Source organism: Bacillus sp. FSL H8-0534 (assembly GCF_038005885.1).
Classification (GTDB): domain Bacteria; phylum Bacillota; class Bacilli; order Bacillales; family Bacillaceae_G; genus Bacillus_A; species Bacillus_A pseudomycoides.
In genome coordinates, this window is the sequence record NZ_JBBOUC010000001.1 from 1,020,544 (window position 1) to 1,041,205 (window position 20,662).

Genomic DNA, 20,662 nt, shown 5'->3' on the forward strand with positions numbered 1-20,662 from the left:
TATTATCATACCAAAAATTCTCTATTTTTTCAAAGAAATGGCTTTATTTACACAAATTCGACACTAATTTGGAAATTTTTATATATTCTATTTCTAGATGATATATAATTATTTTATTGAATTTTTAGAGAAAAGGAGTTTTCTTATGTTACAAGGCCTATTTACCTCCCCTATCCTATCTATAGACACATTACACCCAGGTTATGAAGATCATGCCAGTGACGTCTGGCTCGTAAAAACAAAAACTGATGAGGTTATCGTTCGATCTTCTAAAATGAAAACAGAACCGAACAATGATTTTTGGTGGGGATGTAAACATCTATTTGGGATTGATCCAAGAAATGTACATATGTTAGAAACCATACACAAACAGTTACAGCAATACACAACGCTCCCAATCCCCAAAATATTACAGAAACATACATTAGAACGAGAATATGTTATTGTTGAGAAGTTAAACGGTCAAGTACTCAAATCATTTATAGAACAACCTAATTCTATCTTATATAACCTTGGAAAAAGATTAGCACAAATTCATCAGTATAAGGCAAATTATATCGGAAACCCTTCTGGAACTTTTCAAATTCCACTTCATAAGTTTCAAAAACATATAACAAACGTAAGTAAACAACTTGTGGAGATGTTTCACTCTAATAATTCTAAAATAAATGATTTATTCGTAGTATTTCAGTCACAACTTCAGGCACTACCAGTACCACAGGAAGCTACACTAGTTTTAATCGATATGGATCCAACTCAATTTTTAACAGATGGTGTAGTAATTACTGGATTAGTAGATACAGAAGCTTATGCGGTTGCGCCAAGAGAACTTGATTTTATTGGATTAGAATACGTATTTACTGAGAAAGAAGCTCATGCATTCCGACAAGGTTACGAAACAATTATGCCTCTTCCTAATTTAGAACAATGTAGGGCACCGTACCGATATTTATATCGATTATTATCCGTTCAAGGAAATGTGGGTTTAGAGGAGTGGCTACAACACCCCGTCTTCTTCTAAAATACTCTTAAGGAGATTACACTATGCAAATTCAAAAAAAGAAACGATTAACAATACCTGAAATACAGCACATCATAGATTTAGCTCATATTTGTAGGCGAAACGATGGCATCGATTATCCAGCAGATTTGCATGTCAATATTCTTAAGAATCGAAAAGAAAACCGGCTAAACGATTTTCTTTTTTATAACAATGAACAATTAATCGGTGTGTTAAACATGTATGAATTTGAAAGACCGACAAAACTTGAATTAACAGGATTTGTCCACCCTCATTTCAGAAAACAAAAAGTAGGAACTACTCTTTTACAAACGGCCATGGAAGAAATACAACAACGAGATGTTGATGAAGTCTTGCTCATCATAAACGGGGCATCAACATCTGGAAAAGAATTTGCCGAACAAGCTAACTTACCATACTTATACAGCGAGTACAGTATGGAGTTTCAGTTAGATACACAACAAACGACTATACAAAAACATACGATTGAGCTTATCCCTGTATCGACTGCCACATTTCTTACTCTTTTAGAAATATCTAGTAAAGCTTTTGGTGATTCATTGACAAATACATCCTCCTGGTTACAAAAAATAATGTCTTCTCCTACTCACCAAGTATATATTTCTCTCATCCATAAACAGCCAATTGGGACCATTACAGTAAATAAACAAAACGGATTTACTTCCTTATCCGGATTTGCTGTTCATCCTTCTTATCAAGGAAAAGGATATGGAAAAAGCATTTTGCAGTACATCGTACATCAGCTATTAACTGAGGGAAGAACGAAGATTGAATTAGAGGTTGAAACTAAAAACGATAATGCTCTAAAACTTTATAAACAGTGTGGTTTTGAGATTACAACAAGGTATGATTATTATAATTTACTAAATTGAACTACCCCCACCTCCACTTCGTTTAGAGGAGGGGGTCTTCTCGGTTAAAATGAATTAGTAAAGGACTGAATCTTAGCGATTCAGTCCTTTACTAATTCATTTGTTTCTTAATATATTCACAACAGTAGTCGTTTCATCATTTTCTTTATATACGCGTGGAATTCTTCGATCTAGCATACAAGTCACTTCATAGTTAATTGTACCCAATGTATCCGCGATTTCTTCTACAGAAATTTCTTCCTCACCTTGTCTACCGTAGAAAACAACTTCATCTCCTACTTGTACAGGCATTGCTTTTGTAACATCTAACATTAACTGGTCCATACAAACGCGCCCAAGAACTGGTACACGAATTCCATTAATTAACGCATGCCCCTTATTCGACAGCTGACGGTTATACCCATCTGCATAACCAATTGGAACAGTCGCAATCCATTCTTCTCCTGTTGTTACATACGTATTCCCATAACTTACACCACGATTTTTTTTCGCGTGCTTAATATGAGCCAGTTTCGACTTCAATGATAGTGCTGGCTGTAAAGAAACAACTGTATGATCTACTTCTTTCGAAGGATACATACCATAAATCCCGATTCCAACACGAACCATATTTTGAAATGTATTGCTTAGCTCCATTGATCCAGCACTGTTTGAACTATGGATATACGGAAGATGAATATCCATTTCCTTCGCTGTATTTACAGCTTTCTCAAATAAACTCGTTTGCATATTTGTATATGTTTTATTAATTTCATCAGCTGTAGAGTAATGTGTAAACATACCTTCTATTTCTATATATTTCATATTTTTTAGTTCTTCTAAAAATGGCGCAACCTCTTCTTCTTGTAAACCAATGCGACTCATTCCTGTATCTATTTTCACTTGAATATGCGCTTTCTTTTCAAGTTGCTTAGCAATTTCATTGATACCTTTTAGATCCTCTATTCTATATACCGTCATCATAATATCATACCCAATAGCATCTTTAGCAACATCCACTGGTGTATAACCTAAAACTAAAATCGGCACAGTAACTCCTGCTTCGCGTAGTTCGATTCCTTCATCTACAAAAGCAACAGCAAGTTGATTCACTCCTGCCTCAATTGCCGCTTTTGCAACTTCAACCGCCCCGTGTCCATACCCATTTGCTTTTACCGCTGCCATCATTGCAATATTTTTATCATTCACACGTTTTTTAAATTCTCTTACATTATGTTTTACAGCATCTAAGTTAACTTCAACAATTGTATCTCTTCCATATCTCGAACTCATGGGTCTAAACTCCTAACTCAATAATTGCTTTCCATTCTATTTCTCGTTTAATTATGACCTTTTACAATATAATACTTTTCATTTTCCTAGTCAAACTACTAGAATTTTCGGAATTTTGAATATGGTATAATACTCCTAAGACACTATTATATACGGAGATGAGGAGAATTACAATGTTTGTTCAAGCTGCATGAATCGACTTTAAGCCTCATCAAAAATAGATTCCTTGTTAATGAAAAGAGAAGAAATCAATCCTACGAAGAGTATTAAGCCTAGTAAAACAAAAGTCTGAGAATATCCACCAATATCCATAAGATAAATAGAGATAACAGGCCCTATACTTGTTCCTAAAAATAAAATGAAAGTATAAATTGAAACTGCTATTCCCCTTGATTTCCCACCTAACTCTCCGACAAGAGTGACCAATGCCGGGACAGATAAAGCAATTCCGACAACAAAACACACACTCATAATTATAAGAAAAGGAAGACTAGAAATAAACCCCAATGAACTTAAACTAAGAATGGCTATTAATAATCCTCCCTGAAGAACCTGCTTAACACCAAATCTCATTGTTAGACGCCCTGCAAGTGGTGAAATCAACATTCCAAATAATCCAGCTAAGCGAACGTAGAGAATTTGTTCTGCATATAACTGAAAGTTAGAAGAACTTAAATAGTTTCCTAAAACAGTATACATATTTACAAAAGCCATTAATAAGACAAATGCAATCATATAGCTTAATACTAAGTTTTTTTGCGTGAAGACCTTACCCATTTGTTTCACTGGTCCTAATATATCCGCGTATGATTGAGACGATTCTCCTCTTGGAAGAGCATAATAAATCCATAAAGCAGTAACTATATATACACTACTAAGAAGAAAAAACACCATATGCCATCCAAAATACTGACTAATTACAGCACTCATAACTTGACCTACAATTCCCGCTACTAAAAAACCAGTACTAACAAATCCTATGGTTGTAACCTTCTTTTCTACCGGAAACGATTCTACAACGTAAACTAACGCTACTGGAGAAAAAGTAGCTGCCGTTATACCTTGTAACCCGCGTAGCACAACAAGCCAAGATAGGCTATTGACTAAGCCCAATAATAAGGAAATAATCGCCAACCCAATTAGTCCAATCAGAATAACATTCTTTCGACCATACTTATCAGATATCGCACCAAATAGCAAACAACCAATCGCAAAACCGAGTGAAAACATACTACCAGTAATTGCAGATTGCGTTAATGAAACATGAAAAAAATCTGCGAATAGCGGAATCAATGGAATTGTAACATAAAGACTTGACATAACTGCCATACCCGACCAGCATAAAACAGCTGTCATTAACGCATAATTCTTTATAGAATTCACTTCTTTTGAAATTTGCAACTTGAATCCTCCTCTTTAGTAAAGTTGTCATTTAAATTCATACTGTTTACATTCCGCGCCTCAAAAGTGCCTAAAATAAAATCATAAAAAATTATTGCTTTTTACGTCCTCTACTTAACTTAACCCTTTTCAACTCCTTTACCGAAAATACAATATTGATTTAATTATTTCATCACCTCCTCTCATTTCGTTAGCCACACATATAGTTAGGTAACCTAACTATATGGCCGAATAAATAAGTTGATTTTTATAATCAACTTATTTACCTACCTTCTCCCACTTTCAATCGCATGTTTATTTGCATCTTATTTAATAATTTCTCTAATATTTGACGTTCTTCTTGATTAAAATCTTCCACCAATGATGCACACGAAGACCAAAAAGTTGGTAAGGAAAGAAAAACAAGTTCTTTTCCTTTCGGAGTAATCTTCACCTTTAATCTTCTGCGATCTTCAGCATGGTGGTACCTTACAATTAATGCGCGTTTTTCCATCCAATCTAATAATCCAGTGACTGAAGCGCGTGTAATTCCTAAACGGTTTGCAATAGCTGAAGGACTCATACTAGCTTCTTCCTCATTCGATTCAATTTCACGTAAAATAAACAACAATAAAAAATCTAATTTACTTTCAGAAATTCCAAGTGGCGCTAAATCCAGATCGACTGCATCCAAAACATCATCAGATGTCCATAGCATCAGTAAACCAAGTTTTGCTACGATTGGGTCCGTGTCTGCTGATACTGTCGTTTTTATCAACTTTGCATAAGGTTCTATCCCTAAAGGATGAGAATCGTTTTTTGAAGTCATTGCTCCCAGTCTCTCCTTTTTTCAATATCCTTCTCCAAAGTAATTAGTTTGACTAACTACTTTTTCATTATACTCATTTTTTCTATTTTATTGCAAGAACATCCTTATAAAAATTCCCTATAATTTAGACACCTTATCCAAGTTAGATGAAGCGTATCACCACCTAACTCTCTTACTTTCGCGCTACAAACAAAAAGTAATTCTTATTAAAAATAAGAATTACTTTTACTTAACAACACTATTTTTCTTCCACACTACCTTTCGCCTTTCCTCCGACACCCCAATGCGAACCCGGAATCTCATTTACTAGTACACGTACACGTTCAACATCTACATCCAAACTTTTTGCAACTGCATCTGTAACATTTGAAATGAGATTTTGAATCTGCTCCTGTTTTCTACCCTCAATAACTTGAATTTGTACAATTGGCATACCCATCTCTCGCTTTGCTCTTTATTCACAAAACATCGATACACTACCCAATCCTTCAAACTGCGCAATAATAGCGTCTCCAGTTTTGAAAGCAACCGCTTCAGATAATGCCCCACTTAGCACAATATCACCTTTTTTTAACCCTTCATTTTGTAATCCAAGTTTATTTACCGCCCAAGCAATTGCTGTTGCCGGATGTCCAAGTACAGCTGCCCCTGTACCAGTTGTCGCCGTTTTACCGTTTTTCGACATAACCATTCCAACATTAGCTAAGTCTATTTCCTGAGCGTTAATCCATTTGCTTCCTAATAGAAATTTTGAGGATGAACAATTATCTGCAATTACATCAGGCAATGTAAATTTAAAATTCAAATAACGACTATCAATAATTTCCAAAGCTGGCGTAACATATTTCGTTGCCTTTAATACATCATCCGCTGTAACGCTAGTACCTTGTAAATCATCTCCCATTAAAAAGGCAATCTCTGGTTCTACTTTTGGATGAATCAACGTTTCATACTGCACAGGTTCCCATTCAAACGCTAACATATCATGTAATAAATAACCGTAAATTGCTTCCTCAATCCCCATCATTTGTTGTTTCGCTTTACTCGTTAACCCAAGCTTTACACCAACTCGTTTGGATCCTTCTTTCATCTTTTGTTCAACTAATTGTTTTTGCAATATGTAAGCATCTTCTACCGTTAAATCCGGATGCTGATCTGTTACCTTTACTACTTCTTTTCGTTCCCTCTCCGCCTGAAGTAAATATTCAATAATCTCTGAATCCGCTCCTTTAACTAAAGCCATATTTTACACCCCCGTTTTTATCTTTGCTAATTCAGCTGCTACATCTAAAATCATATCTTCTTGCCCACCAACTACTTTTCTCTTGCCAAGTTCTATTAAAATATCACGAGCATCTACACCAAATCTATGAGCAGCTCTCTCAGCATGTAGTAAAAAGCTTGAATATACACCAGCGTATCCCATGACAAGACTACCTTTTTGAATTTCTTGTGGCCCTGGTAACAGCGGTGCAACAATATCCTCTGCCAAATCCATCATTTTATACAAATCTACATCTAGCGTATATCCCATCCGATCCAATACAGCTAACAATACCTCTGTTTGCGCGTTCCCAGCTCCAGCTCCAAGGCAGCGGACGCTTCCATCAATTCGGGTTGCTCCTTCTTCAATTGCAGTAATCGTATTCGCTACTGCAACAGAAAGGTTATTGTGGCCATGAAAGCCGATTTCGATATTTAGAGATTGACGTAATGCCTGGATACGTTCACGTACTTCATGAGGCAATAAAGCTCCAGCTGAATCTGTTACATAGACAGCTTGTGCCCCATAACTTTCCATAAGTTTTGCTTGTTCTACCAATTTCTGTATCGGTGCCGAATGTGCCATCATTAAAAAACCACACACTTCCATACCCAATTCTCGTGCAAAATGAATATGTTGAGCGGAAACATCCGCTTCCGTTACGTGGGTTGCTACACGAACAAGTCTTGCTCCAATGCTTTCTGCTTGTTTTAATTCATGGACAGTGCCAATACCAGGAATAAGTAACACAGCTACCTTTGACTGTCTACATTCTTCCACTGCCGCTTCAATGAGTTTCATTTCATCTACTAACGATTTTCCATATTGCAAAGTGGAACCACCTAATCCATCCCCATGACTAACCTCAACATAATGCATACCAGCCTCATCTAACGACCTAGTTACAGACCGAACTTGTTCCTCTGTAAATTGATGCCTCATTACATGACTTCCATCACGCAAACAAACCTCAGTTATTTTGATTGGCATATCACTATTTCTTTTCACTCATCACACCTCGCTTCTGCTCTCCAATTATTCGAGATGCAAATCCTTCACCAACTTTTAATGCCGCTGCTGTCATAATATCTAAATTACCAGCATACGGCGGAAAGTAATCTCCGGCTCCTTCTACCTCTAAAAATACAGTCACACGGTTCCCATCAAACATCGGTTCCTGTTTCAAAGAATATCCTGGAACGTATGACCTAACTACTTCAACCATCTTACAAATCGCTTGCCCAATAATGAATTCATCCATATGCTTAACTTCGCAATATACTGTATCTCTCATTAAAATAGGAGGATCCGCAGGATTTAATATAATAAGTGCTTTCCCACAGTCTGCTCCCCCAACCTCTTCAATCCCACGCTTTGTTGTAATCGTAAATTCATCAATATTTGCCCGTGTACCTGGACCTGCACTTAAACTAGAAATCGTAGCAACTATCTCCGCATACGCAACGTCCGCTACTTCATTGATTGCATGAACAATTGGAATTGTTGCCTGCCCACCACATGTAATCATATTGACATTTCGCATTTCTACATGAGTAGCATCTTGTATAGCTGGACAAACAAATGGACCACATGCTGCAGGGGTCAAGTCAATCACTAGCTTCCCTAACTCTCTTAAAACTTCCGCGTGACGAATATGAGCTTTGGCTGAAGTTGCATCAAATATAATATCCGCTATGCTAGGATTCTCAATAATTGCTTGTATACCATTATCAAAAATCTCATATCCTTCTTCCTTCGCTCGCCTTAATCCATCTGATTCAGAATCTATCCCTATCATGGCAGTCATTTCAATTACTTCACTTCTTCTTAATTTACACATTAAATCCGTACCGATATTTCCGGAGCCTATAATAGCCGCCTTCACTTTCCCCACATATATCCCCTCCTTTTCACACAACTATAAAACTATACAAATTTAATAGAAACCGAACCAAGAGATCCGAAATCGGCTTGAATTACATCATTACATTGAACTGAAACAGCGCCCGATAATGCACCTGGCAAAATTAATTCCCCTGCCTTCAATGAAATATGAAATTCACTAAGTTTATTCGCTAGCCAAGCAACCGCTTGTGCAGGATGTCCTAATGCCGCTGCTCCTGCTCCAGTAGCAATTAAACTATTATTTTTATAGAGCGCCATTCCAGCCGTACGCAAATCTACTTCAGATACATTGGACATCTTTTCACCAACAACTACTTTTGCAGAAGAACCATTATCTGCTACTGTATCGACAAGCTTAATCTTCCAATCTGCAATACGACTATCAATAATTTCAAGTGTAGGTACAATATATTTCGTTGCCATTAGCACATCTACATATGTAATATTAGGTCCACTTAAATCCTCAGCTAAAACAAATCCAATTTCCGCTTCTACTTTTGGAGATACAAACGAATCTACCGAGATTACACTTCCACTTTCTACTTTCATATCATCTAGTAAATGTCCGTAATCTGGTTCATCTACCCCAAGCATTTGCTGCATTGCACTACTCGTAAGTCCAACTTTCTTCCCAATCACTGTGCGGCCTTGTCTTAACTTTCGTCCCACTACTTCGAGCTGAATGTTATACGAATCTAAAACTGATAGATTTGAATACCTTTCCGTGAAAGGCGAAATTGGTCTACACGTTTGTTCTGCCTGTATAAGTTCATCTGCTAATTCCTTTATTAACACTTGCATTTATCTCACCTCATTTTTAAAATCTATATTTAGAACACATCAGTGGAAATACCATTCCACTGATGGAACATTCATTTTCCCCCGCTATTCGCAGGCAGTAAGACCCCCACCTCAGGTTTCAGAGAGAAGCAAAAAAGATAGGCGGGGGATAACTGCTCGTAAAAGCCCGATTGGTGAAGCCCCCACTGATGGAAGTTTCACTTTATAATTTCATCGTAACTGTCTTTGCTTCTGTATAAAATTCAAAACTATGGCGTCCACCTTCTCGGCCAATACCACTTGCCTTAGAACCACCAAATGGAGTACGTAAATCTCGCACATACCAACAATTAATCCATAATAATCCCGAATCAATTTGCGAAACAACTCGTTGTGCTCTTCTAAGATCATTTGTCCAAACAACTCCCGCTAAACCATAAATAGAATCATTTGCGATACGAATTGCATCTTCTTCTGTTTTAAATGGTATAACAACTAAAACTGGACCAAAAATCTCTTCTTGAGCTACACGCATACGATTATCGACATCATATAATATAGTCGGTTCATAAAAGTTCCCTTGTGCTAAACTCTCGATTCTTTTTCCGCCGTGGGCTAATTTTGCTCCTTCTGAAAGACCTATTTCCACGTACTGATCAACTGTTTCTAGATGTGATTTCGAAACAAGCGCTCCCATATCTGTATCTTCATCAAGAGGATCTCCCACTTTTATGTTTTTCACCGCTGTTACAAATTTCTCTAGAAACTGTTCATATACGCTTTCCTGTACAAGTAATCTTGAACCAGCTAAACAAATTTCTCCTTGATTCCGATAAATTGCTTCAATCGATCCTTGTACTGCTTCATCTAAGTCAGCATCTTCAAATACAATGTTTGCTGATTTTCCGCCTAATTCTAATGAAACTGGTATTAAGTTTTCTGAAGCATTCCGCATAATTGTTTTCCCTGTATTACTTTCCCCCACAAATGAAATACGTCTTACAGACGGGTGCGTCGTCATTTTCGTTCCTACCGTACTTCCTGGCCCTGTAATAATATTCAGTACACCTGGAGGTAGCCCGGCCTCATTCGCAATTTCACCAAGCATGACTGCACTTAGCGGCGTGTAAGATGCTGGTTTCACAACTACTGTATTACCAGCGGCTAGTGCAGCTGACGCCTTCCACGTCATCTGCATAAATGGCAAATTCCAAGGAATAATTAAGCTCGTTACTCCTGCTGGTGCGTATTTTGCATATGACATAAAGTTATGCTTATCATAATGTTCATGTACTATATACTTTGCCATCTCGGCAAAGAAACGAAAATTATGTGCAGAACGCGGAATATCAAAACCACGACTTTCTTTTATTGGCTTTCCGACATCAAGTGTCTCTATATACGCTAATTCATCTACTTTTTGCATAATCAAATCGGACATTTTGCATAAAATAGCTGAGCGCTCTTCCACAGGCATTTTACTCCAGATACCACTTGTGAATGTACGCCCCGCTACGTCTATTGCTCGCTTAGTATCCTCTTCATTTGCTTGTGCAACAGAGGCAAGTTTTCTATTTGTCGATGGATTGAACGTATCGAACGTTTCGCCGGACATCGCATCGACATATTGACCATCAATAAATAACTTCGCATCTTTTACTTTCATTTTTTCAGCTAATAGTTCTTTATTCACACTCTTTACCTCCTACTCTACAATTTCTAAAACCATCTCGATTTCAATTGTTGTATTATTCGGTAGTTGAGCCATTCCAACAGCGGAACGAGCATGCTTTCCCTTTTCACCAAAAACATCTACTAATAAATCGGATGCACCGTTCATCACTTTTGGCTGATCAATAAAATCTTCTGTACTATTTACAAATCCAAGTAACTTCACAACTCGTTTCACCTTATTTAAATCACCGAGTTCATTCTTTACAACGCTTAATAAGTTCAACATAGACCGCCTAGCTGCCTTATATCCATCTTCTATTGATACATCTTTACCTAATTTCCCATGGTACTGGTCAACACCTTGTCCAGCAGTAAACAATAAGTTTCCGACCCTTACACAACTTACATAATTACCTACCGCTGGACGAATAGCTGGTAGTGTGAGTCCCATTTCATTTAATTTACTCTCTGGTGTTTGTGCTTTCTGCATATACTACACCTCTTTTTTTCATATCAACATTTAAGAAACTCGCTGCATTTCCGCCAAGCATAGCTTCCTTTTGCTCCTCTGATAAATCAAGTGTCTCGTCAATTACTTTACCTGGCTGAATTTCTCGTAGTAAAAACGGATAATCCGACCCCATAAAAATCTTTTCATGTCCAAATCGCTCTATCATATATTTAAGGTTGATAGGATCATAGTTTAAAGAATCGAAGTAAAATTTCTTTGCGTAATGGCTCGGAGGATATGTAGTTAATCTCAGATGTGGCCATACTTGCCACCCTTGATCTAATCGCGGCAAAATATATGGAAAAGAACCTCCACCATGAGCAAAGCAAATTTTTAACCTAGGAAACTTCTCCATTATCCCGCCCCATATAAGTGTAGCTGCGGCAAGAGCCGTTTCACTTGGCATCCCAACTGTATACATAAAATTATGATGCGGCATTCTATCTCGCCCTAATGTTTCCCACGGATGAATAAAAATTGGAACCTGCCATTTTTCAGCCATCCGGAAAAACTCAATAAATGAAGGATCATCTAAATTTTTCCCATTTACATTCGTTCCAATTTCGATTCCATGTAAGTTTAATTCTGTTATGCATCGCTCCATCTCACGAACTGCCGTTTCTCCATCTTGCATTGGCACTGTTCCTAATCCAACAAAACGATCTGGATATGCCAAGACGGTTTCCGCAATAAAATCATTTTGAATACGCGCCATTGCTTCAGCTTCTTCTGGTTTTGCCCAATAGGAAAATGTAACAGGAATTGGTGATAATACTTGTATATCAACACCTTCACGGTTCATATCTTCAATTCTTTTCTCCGGGCACCATACTTGATCTGTCACATCGCGAAAGTTTTTCCCACCAACCATAATCGCAGCACCACATGTACAAGTGCGATTTAATATCGGCCAACGTCCACCACCAAACTTCTCCTCAAAATCCGGAAATGTTTCAGGAATAATATGTGTATGAAAATCTATTCGCACTTCCATTCCTCCACTTCCTCTGGCATAATATGTCCGCAGTTTTTACACGCACGAATTTCTTTATTTGAATTAAAACTATGAATCGCTTCTTTCACTTGTTTTTCAATATCGGTTAATTGAACCCGTACGCGATGCATTTCATGATTACACTCATCACAGAACCAAACAAAATCTTCAAGTTCTCCTTGGTTACGTTTCCTTTCAATTACTAATCCATATGTGTTTGCAACGCGGTGCGGTGAATGTGGCACCATGGCTGGTAACATAAACACATCTCCTTCTTTCACTGTAACAACTTCACGTTTCCCTTCTTCCGTAATACATTCCACATAACATTCGCCTTTTATTTGATAAAAGAATTCATCTGAAGGATCAACATGAAAATCACGTCTTCTATTTGGCCCTCCTAAAATCATGGCAATAAACTCTGAGTCTTGCCAAATTACCTTGTTATTTACCGGTGGTTTCAATAACTCTTTATTTTCATCAATCCATTTTAGTAAATTAAAAGATTGTAATGTTTTTGACATGTTTTTTCCTCCTTATAATTCATTCGCTTATATTGTTTTAAGAGGCCATCCTAATAAGGGTTGAGGCCTTTGTAATTCTCCTTGAAATAAGTGATTCCGTATCCTCGTTGATGAAATTCGTTCACCTTCTTCGCAGCAAACCTCTTCGACGATAGAAACATCAAAGTATTTCATCAGTAGCTCTATATCACCCTCGCGATTTTTTCCAAATCGAAAATCTTCTCCGACATAAATTTCAATTGGGCATAATCTTTGTAATTCTTGAATAAAGTAACTAGCCCTTCTCGTTACATACAACTCATCAAAACGAATAACAATTACATGTTCAACACCGAGCTCCTGAAATCGATTTAACTTCTCATTAATTGGCGTTAGCACTTGTGCTCCCTGAAAATAAGAACGTGGTGATGGATCAAATGTATACACGACATTTGGAATCTGTAACTCTTTCCCTTTCTCCACCGCGTTTCTAATAACGGTCTGATGTCCTTTATGCACACCATCAAAAGCACCAATAGAAACAATCGATTTTTCCAATTCAGGTACACTATAATCATGTATATAAATGATTCTCACCTCTCTTTTACAGTTATGATTAAATGTCTAAATAACCAAATTCCTTTGAAATTAAATTTGCAGTATTCATCACACTTCGAATCATGACTTGACGATTGCTTCCTTGCATATACGTTTTCGGACCAACAATATTAAGAGCAGCAATGGTTCTCCCGGTGTAAGAACGAATAGGAGCCGCAATGCCATATAATCCATGTTCATTTTCGTTATCACTTATGGAATAACCTTGCTTACGAATTGTCTGTAACTCTTCTTGAAATCTCTTCATACAAGTAATTGTATTTGGTGCTCGAGGCAGCAGCCCATTTTCTGAAGTATACTCTAAAGAAGAAGGGTTAAATGAAAGAAGAACTTTTCCTGTACTTGTGCAGTATGCAGGTTTTCTTGATCCGACATGAGTTGATATTTGAACAGAATCCTTTGATGAAATTTTCAAAATAAATACAACATCTCCACGGTCAAACATACCGATATGTACCGTCCCATTAAATTTCCTTACAAGTTCTTCAACGATTGGAATTGCCCCGCTATAAATCTCTTGTTGAAACATCACTTGATTGCCCCACTCCAACAATTTCCATCCCAGTCGATATTTTCTCTGCTCATCTCGAATTAACATTCCTTCTTCACACAATGTACGGACAAGATGGTGAACTGTACTCGGGTTCATATTTAATTTTGCAGCAATTTCAGAATTTCCTAACACCGGCTCACCACTCGTAAAACAATTTAGAATTTTACAAATTTTACTGATAGATGCTATCACAATAACTTACCTCCTCTATTCCAGTTACATATTTTCCGGTTCATATATAGCTAAAACATGTAAGAAGATTTACATCCTAACAGTAAAATTCTTGTTATCTATTTGCCACTCCTTCCTTTTTTATTTCAAAATGTAAGCGTGATCATTTTATTGTCACCTTAATGGATTTCCAGATAATTCCGTTCGCAAGGCACTGTCCACAAGTGACAGCGATTGTTGTTTTTTGTACGCATTATAAAACATGCCCATTTTTCTCACTGGATCACCAGAATAATAACGCTCATATTGTAATAGGCGTTGTCCAAACGCTTCACCGCATAAGTCCCAAGCTAATTTAAATAATCGAACGCGTTCCTCAGAAGATACCCCTTCACGCCCGATATAATATTTATACATATCCTCTTGAATCTCTGGATTCATAAAGTCGGCACCTGTTGGCGACATTAGTAGGCCACCAGCCCCAATGGTTTGAATAATTTCAATAGCACGTGGATACATTTTAGGTAATAAGCTACGTATTGTATCAAGCGGTAGTCTCGCAGGAACAGCTTCACCATATGCATTCGTTTCATACTCATATTCTGCTACTTGCAAGAGTGCACGGATTGTTTCTACATCTTGTATTAATTCTGCTAACTGATTTTGTACATTTAAAAAGCCGTCTACTCCAATTGAATCTGCTAGTTTTATAGCCACTTCTGCTGCAAAAGAAAGTTTCACTAATCCTCTTACTCCTGATTGATGTGCTGGTTGATGACCAATTCCTGTTTTTGGATACAGCTGATTTCCAGCCTCTACACTTTGATAGATAAACACTTTATCCCACGGAATAAACACATTATGAAATACAAGGAGTGCATCCATTTCTTCAAACCTTGATGCAAGTGGATGATCAAACAAGGATCGTTTTCCATCTTGCATTGGCTCGCGACAAAGAATCCTTAAACCCGGTGCATCAATAGGAACTGCAAAAGAAATTGCATGACGTTCATCACCCGGCTTAAAACTTGGATAAGAATAAATGATTACCTCATCTGTAATTGGTGCAAGTGTCGCTAACATCTTAGCTCCGCTTACATACATTCCCTCTTCTGTTTCGTTCACTACACCTAAATGCATCGTTGCATCTTCTTGCTGATGTGAGGCTTTACTTCGATCATTTTGTGGATTGATAATCGCATGTGTTAAAAACAAATCTTGATCACGTATATGTTTATAATAATTTTTTATATTAGTCCCCCATGAGGAATCAAATTTTTCAAAAAACCATGCATTGCTCGCCATTGAAGTAACTGTAACATTTAAAAAATCTGGTGTTCTGCCCATTAAACCAAATGTAGCCTTTGCCCATACTTCAAACAATTCGCGGCGTGCTTTTAAGGCCTCATAATTTTTGGGCACTAAAAATGCATTCGAAACCCGCTCTCCTGTCTCTTCGCATATATGGGTAATCTTGTCCTGATACTCTGGATCGTGCTGCATATCATATAATTTAGCAATTTGTAAAATCGGTTCCCGAAAAACATCTTCATTCACAACATCGGTTATTCTTCTTCCACCAATCCAAATTTCAGGATTTCTTGCCTTTAATCCTTCAATATACTGAGCCCCTGTTCGAATCGCCATTTTTACCCCTCCAATATATACATTTTGAAGTTTACTATACAAATAAGTTTAGAAATTCTGTCACCTTTTTAAATTAACAGAATTTTAAATTATTATAAACCAATCTCAGCTCAAAACTACTGCCTTATTTCACATTATGAAATTCTAGTAAAATTTTTAAGGGACATGTAAAAAAGGAACAGTTCCCTGTTCCTTTCACATCATTCATTCACCTTCTCCGCATCCCAATAATATTTACTAAATGCTTCAGTTAACACATCAATTGTGTTATATAGCTCTTCTAAAGTATTATCAACGCCACCAACTTCGATAAGCATGGCATTTTTCGATAAATCTTGATTATAGACTCCATTTCCATCCTTTTTATACTTTGGAAAAATCCCTCTACTTAACCCATAATAGTTTTCATCTAAATACGAATTTATCGCTCTTGCAATCTTTTCATTAGCAGAACGCCCTGCATTTTCCATCCCTATTATAAAATATAACCTCGCATAGGATTTGCCATTAATCACTTTTGTCGTAACATTCTTCCGCTGATCGTCCCTGTGAATATCAATTGGAAACATAATCTTATCATTTTGTGCCAAGGCTTCTTTCACATATCCATGAGATGCGGTATATGCTTGATACCATTTCCATTTCTTATTCGCCAATAAATCACCCATGTTTGTTTTGTCATGAAGAACCGGTATTCCCTGCCCTTCCAACTGTTCTTTTAGACGCTCTCCCAAAAGCGAGACATTTACATCCGGACTTGATGGACTCTTCGCCCCAGGTAACAATGGATAAAAGGACTCCCAACTATGCGTGTGATAAATATATACAGCTTTTTCACCTTTTGCATCGTTTTTATTTTTTTGTACAGGATTCTTTTTGTCTGCTTCTGTGACTTTATCTTTCGCTACTTCCCGTTCTTTCGTTACCTCTTCAATCGGTACACTAGATTCATTCGGAATATTCGTATAGTCCGTTCCTTCTCCAGCTACGATAATATTAGAATAGTACTTTGACATCCCCGGTACTTCTTTGCCAACGAACGTTCGTAAATCATGTATTTTCAGATCTGTTGTGATAGAAAACAATAAATTCCCAACAGACTCTCGTTTATTTGTTTTAAAATAATCCGATGCAAAATAACGATTTTCACTCTCAAACATTTGAATAAATCCTTGCATTGATACTTTTCCAAACCACTGACTCGCATAATAAGATTTCATAGTATGTAAAAGCGAGGTCACAATAGACGCCGCCACTATCACTACAAATACATATGATAAAATTAAAAATAGAAATTTCTTTCCATGTATACGAGTTGCATACTTTTTCAATGTATCACCTTCTTTATCATTTTAGGTGAGAAGCCCCCACCTCAAGGAACGTGAAGGGCACAGACCAATGAGTAAGTGGTGGTAGTTCAAACATGGATATGTACAAGCTTTATGTAATATATATTTACTAGACTTTTAAATTAGACCTTACATACTAGAATTCCATTTTCAATTTGTGTTGCACCCAAGTTTAAGTGTAAGTTAAAAATAATGTCTTTTCTTACCTAGCCCACTTAGAACAAATATAAATGATATACAAATCTTCAAAATATCTACAGCCCGTTTTGTACAATCCTCCCTAATTGAACTACCCCCACCTTCACTTCGTTTAGAGGAGGGGGTCTTCTCGGTTAAAATGATAAAAAAAGAGAAATGGCAGCCCATTTCTCTCTCATTAGTTATTGTTCTTTCGATGTATCCGACGAAGGTGATTTCTTCGCTTGTTTTTCTTTAAAAATTTCACCGATTGCACCAAGTGTGCCAAGTGTTTCAATTGCATTAGATGGGATGAAGATCTTATTTGCTGGTCCTTTTGCTACTTCAGCTAACGATTCAAATGATTTATAAGCAAGAACGCGTTCATCTAAGTCCGCTGCACGTATTAATTCGATTCGGTTTTGTTCTGCTTTCGCAATCGTTTCAATTGCTCTTGCTTCCCCTTGTGCTTCTAATTCTTTCGCTTCTCGTATACCTTCTGCTTCGCGAATACGCGCTTCTTTATCCCCTTCAGCCATCAAGATTTTACTTTGTTTTTCCCCTTCAGCACGAAGAACTTTATCTTGTTTAGCCGCTTCTGCTTCTAGAATAATCGCACGCTTATTACGCTCTGCTTTCATTTGTTTTTCCATGGATACCTGTACATCTTTTGGTGGATTAATATCAACAACTTCCACACGTTCAATACGAACGCCCCACTTCTCTGTTGCTTCGTCAAGAGCTAGACGAATTTCTGTTGAAATCTTTTCACGCCCTGATAATGTTTCATCCAGCTCCATTTTACCAATGATTTGACGCATTGTTGCAGATGTAATATTACGAACACCATATTCATAGTTAGAAATACCATATGTCGCAAGTTCCGGTTCAACGATTTGATAGAAAATTATTGTATCAATTTCTACCTGTACGTTATCTTTCGTAATTACCTTTTGTGGTGGCACATTTGTTTGTTGAATACGTAAATCATGGTATACACGTATACGATCTACAATTGGGATTATTAGATTTAACCCTGGCTGCATGATGCGTTGGAATTTACCAAATCTTTCAACCACACCTACCTTTTGTTGGGGCATGATTTTAATTGTTAACGCGATAAATACAATGACAATTAATGCAAAAATAATCGTTAATGTTAATGCTACCATTTTTATTCACTCTCCCTTTTCACATATAAAACAGTGCTGCTCCTCTTTATAACAATGACTCTTTCCCCAGTAGAAATAGGAACATCCGAAATAGCAGTCCAAGTATCGCCATCCACTTTCACGATCCCATTCCCTTCACTTGTAATCGCTTGCAGGATAATTCCTTTTTTACCAGCTAATTTATCGACAGTATCGATAAATCCTTTTGCCTCTCGAAAATTTTTAGAGATTCGTTTCGTAAAGAAAGTCAATGTTAAACTTACAATTGCTCCTACAACAACTTGTAAAAATAGTGCATCTGGAGCAAACAATGCAATAAGACCTCCGACAACCGCTCCAATTCCAAGCCATAACATGTAAAAGGTAATCGATAACATTTCTGCTATAAATAAAATACCGGCTATAATAAACCAAACTACCCATCCAGCCATATGCAACCCTCACTTTCTTTTTTATTTTCTATATGTATATGAAAAAAAAGAATTGTTTATCACGTCCTCCTAATTAAGGCGAGACGTTTCATCGGAAGCTACTATACATATTCACTGTTATAATGAGTATTATTAAAATAGTATATTAATATATTCTTTATTATACATGAAAATCCCTGTATAAAAGTTACAAAAAATAAAATTCTTTCAAAAATTTATTCCACGAATTATGATTACTATAAAGAAATATGTATTATTCTTTGAGTGGAGGTACCAATATTGCACCAACAATCGCTATCCTTTTATTGGTTTTCTAAAATGTGCATCACTCTTGCTGAAGTTGTTTACATAATGATTCTTACTACTCATATTTATATAACAACCAAATCAGCTACTATCACAGCTCTTTTTCCATTATTACGAGTTATTACAAGTTTTATTGCGAGTACATCCGCACCACTTTTAATGAACCGTTTTCCATCTTATTCATTGCTCTTTACATTGCAAGGCGTTAAGACTTTCTTTTTTATTCTTTTAACTGCATTATTTCCCTTACTATCATCTAACATCATTGCCCTTCTTGCTTTTATTATTCTCATTTCATTATGCGAAGGTTGGAGTTCTCCTTTATTATACGCTGTTATTCCACGTCTAACATCACAAGAAAAGTTAGTAAAAGTAAATAGTGTCTTTTCCTTTTCAACACAAATTGTTCAAGCAGCTGCTTATTCATTCACAAGTGTAGTGGTCTTATTGATTGGTGCCACTTCTACACTTATGATAAACAACGTATTAATGATTTTGGGGTGTATTGCATTATATGTTTCATTGCGCGCTATACAAACTGAACAAACAATAGAGAAATCCTCTTCCAAATCAGCTGTATTAATAGAAGGATGGAAACTTTTATTTCAGCATCCCTCCCTCCGTATAGTTACATATATGGACTTAATTGAAACTTTTGCTGGAACGATATGGATTGGTGGTATTACTATGGCTTACGTAACGACTGTTCTTCATAGAGGAGCAGAATGGTGGGGTTATATCAACACAAGCTATTATTTCGGAACATTAATTGGTGGGCTATTAGCATGGCGAATGAGTACATATATTCAAAATAACTTAATACGCTCAATGGCCTTAGGATCACTTCTATTTAGCGTGCTTACCTTCTTATATGGCATAACAAGCAACGGATTTATTGCACTGTTTCTTTGTGTTCTAATGGGACCTTCCTATCAAATTCGAGATATTTCCCAAACAACCGTTTTACAATCAAGCGTACCACCATCTCTATTATCAAGAATGTATACAGCTCACGGTACACTTACTTCGGCTGTTTCAGGACTTTCTATGCTATGCGTTGGCATTATTACCGATATGTTCGGTGTCCGTACTATATATATCATTGCTGCTTTTCTAATTTTTTGTTCTGCTTGTTTATCTTTTATTTTGTTAAAACATACAAAACAGCAAGAAAAAGACATTTCTCTTTAAGTTCACAGAATGCAAAAAGGA

At 36.8% G+C, this 20,662-nt stretch carries 21 protein-coding genes; 3 read left to right on the plus strand and 18 right to left on the minus strand.

The genetic code is table 11. From position 1 onward, the window contains the following. The first annotated feature begins 145 nt into the window (after nt 1-145). Both MHH71_RS05325 and MHH71_RS05330 read left to right on the plus strand, forming a co-directional pair. Nucleotides 146-1,021 carry a phosphotransferase gene (locus tag MHH71_RS05325; RefSeq protein WP_033798836.1) on the plus strand — a complete coding sequence of 292 codons (876 nt, stop codon included), beginning with the start codon at nt 146-148 and terminating at the stop codon, nt 1,019-1,021. A 23-nt stretch (nt 1,022-1,044) separates the two neighbouring features. Further along, the gene (locus MHH71_RS05330) at nt 1,045-1,914 is read left to right on the plus strand and encodes a GNAT family N-acetyltransferase (protein WP_006094641.1); all 870 of its coding nucleotides are present in this window, start codon (nt 1,045-1,047) and stop codon (nt 1,912-1,914) included. Nucleotides 1,915-2,010: 96 nt separating this feature from the next. On the opposite strand, the gene alr is transcribed toward MHH71_RS05330, so the two are convergent. The 18 genes from alr to MHH71_RS05420 form a co-directional block, all read right to left on the minus strand. Further along, complete coding sequence (gene alr, locus MHH71_RS05335; RefSeq protein WP_006094640.1) at nt 2,011-3,186, minus strand: alanine racemase; 1,176 nt, start codon at nt 3,184-3,186, stop codon at nt 2,011-2,013. Nucleotides 3,187-3,387: 201 nt separating this feature from the next. Continuing rightward, on the minus strand, nt 3,388-4,587 hold the full coding sequence (locus MHH71_RS05340) for an MFS transporter (RefSeq protein WP_006094639.1): 1,200 nt from the start codon (nt 4,585-4,587) through the stop codon (nt 3,388-3,390). A gap of 262 nt (nt 4,588-4,849) precedes the next feature. Next, entirely contained in the window at nt 4,850-5,395 is a 546-nt protein-coding gene (locus tag MHH71_RS05345) for a MarR family winged helix-turn-helix transcriptional regulator (protein WP_006094638.1), read from the minus strand. 238 nt (nt 5,396-5,633) lie between these two features. Then, nucleotides 5,634-5,834, minus strand: coding sequence for a 4-oxalocrotonate tautomerase (locus tag MHH71_RS05350; RefSeq protein WP_006094637.1), 201 nt, complete (start codon nt 5,832-5,834; stop codon nt 5,634-5,636). A 15-nt stretch (nt 5,835-5,849) separates the two neighbouring features. Next, a complete protein-coding gene (locus MHH71_RS05355; protein ID WP_006094636.1) occupies nt 5,850-6,638 on the minus strand; it encodes a 2-keto-4-pentenoate hydratase in 789 nt (262 codons plus the stop codon). Nucleotides 6,639-6,641: 3 nt separating this feature from the next. Then, nucleotides 6,642-7,667, minus strand: coding sequence for a 4-hydroxy-2-oxovalerate aldolase (dmpG, locus tag MHH71_RS05360; RefSeq protein WP_033798835.1), 1,026 nt, complete (start codon nt 7,665-7,667; stop codon nt 6,642-6,644). Then, entirely contained in the window at nt 7,654-8,553 is a 900-nt protein-coding gene (locus MHH71_RS05365) for an acetaldehyde dehydrogenase (acetylating) (RefSeq protein ID WP_033798834.1), read from the minus strand. Before MHH71_RS05365 ends, dmpG begins: the two co-directional genes overlap by 14 nt. A gap of 32 nt (nt 8,554-8,585) precedes the next feature. Further along, nucleotides 8,586-9,365, minus strand: a complete 780-nt coding sequence (locus tag MHH71_RS05370; RefSeq protein WP_003197188.1) for a 2-keto-4-pentenoate hydratase — start codon at nt 9,363-9,365, stop codon at nt 8,586-8,588. Nucleotides 9,366-9,567: 202 nt separating this feature from the next. Beyond that, nucleotides 9,568-11,037 (minus strand): aldehyde dehydrogenase, encoded by a 1,470-nt coding sequence (locus MHH71_RS05375; RefSeq protein WP_006094632.1) that lies wholly within the window; start codon nt 11,035-11,037, stop codon nt 9,568-9,570. 12 nt (nt 11,038-11,049) lie between these two features. Beyond that, complete coding sequence (locus MHH71_RS05380; RefSeq protein ID WP_016114614.1) at nt 11,050-11,508, minus strand: RidA family protein; 459 nt, start codon at nt 11,506-11,508, stop codon at nt 11,050-11,052. Beyond that, on the minus strand, nt 11,480-12,523 hold the full coding sequence (locus MHH71_RS05385; protein WP_016114613.1) for an amidohydrolase family protein: 1,044 nt from the start codon (nt 12,521-12,523) through the stop codon (nt 11,480-11,482). Before MHH71_RS05385 ends, MHH71_RS05380 begins: the two co-directional genes overlap by 29 nt. After that, entirely contained in the window at nt 12,508-13,047 is a 540-nt protein-coding gene (gene nbaC, locus MHH71_RS05390) for a 3-hydroxyanthranilate 3,4-dioxygenase (RefSeq protein WP_006094629.1), read from the minus strand. The genes MHH71_RS05385 and nbaC overlap by 16 nt, the downstream gene beginning before the upstream one ends. 27 nt (nt 13,048-13,074) lie before the next feature. Continuing rightward, nucleotides 13,075-13,623, minus strand: coding sequence for an FAD synthetase family protein (locus tag MHH71_RS05395; RefSeq protein ID WP_006094628.1), 549 nt, complete (start codon nt 13,621-13,623; stop codon nt 13,075-13,077). A 19-nt stretch (nt 13,624-13,642) separates the two neighbouring features. Beyond that, complete coding sequence (locus tag MHH71_RS05400) at nt 13,643-14,389, minus strand: IclR family transcriptional regulator (protein WP_016114611.1); 747 nt, start codon at nt 14,387-14,389, stop codon at nt 13,643-13,645. Nucleotides 14,390-14,542: 153 nt separating this feature from the next. After that, entirely contained in the window at nt 14,543-16,015 is a 1,473-nt protein-coding gene (locus MHH71_RS05405) for a 4-hydroxyphenylacetate 3-hydroxylase family protein (protein WP_016114610.1), read from the minus strand. Nucleotides 16,016-16,215: 200 nt separating this feature from the next. Continuing rightward, entirely contained in the window at nt 16,216-17,346 is a 1,131-nt protein-coding gene (spoIIP, locus tag MHH71_RS05410; protein ID WP_033798833.1) for a stage II sporulation protein P, read from the minus strand. Nucleotides 17,347-17,744: 398 nt separating this feature from the next. Then, the gene (locus tag MHH71_RS05415) at nt 17,745-18,713 is read right to left on the minus strand and encodes an SPFH domain-containing protein (protein ID WP_006094625.1); all 969 of its coding nucleotides are present in this window, start codon (nt 18,711-18,713) and stop codon (nt 17,745-17,747) included. 2 nt (nt 18,714-18,715) lie between these two features. Further along, a complete protein-coding gene (locus tag MHH71_RS05420) occupies nt 18,716-19,144 on the minus strand; it encodes an NfeD family protein (protein ID WP_003197168.1) in 429 nt (142 codons plus the stop codon). A gap of 318 nt (nt 19,145-19,462) precedes the next feature. Here MHH71_RS05420 and MHH71_RS05425 point away from each other — a divergent pair, with 318 nt between their 5' ends. After that, nucleotides 19,463-20,641, plus strand: a complete 1,179-nt coding sequence (locus MHH71_RS05425; protein WP_078211714.1) for an MFS transporter — start codon at nt 19,463-19,465, stop codon at nt 20,639-20,641. Nucleotides 20,642-20,662 lie beyond the last annotated feature (21 nt).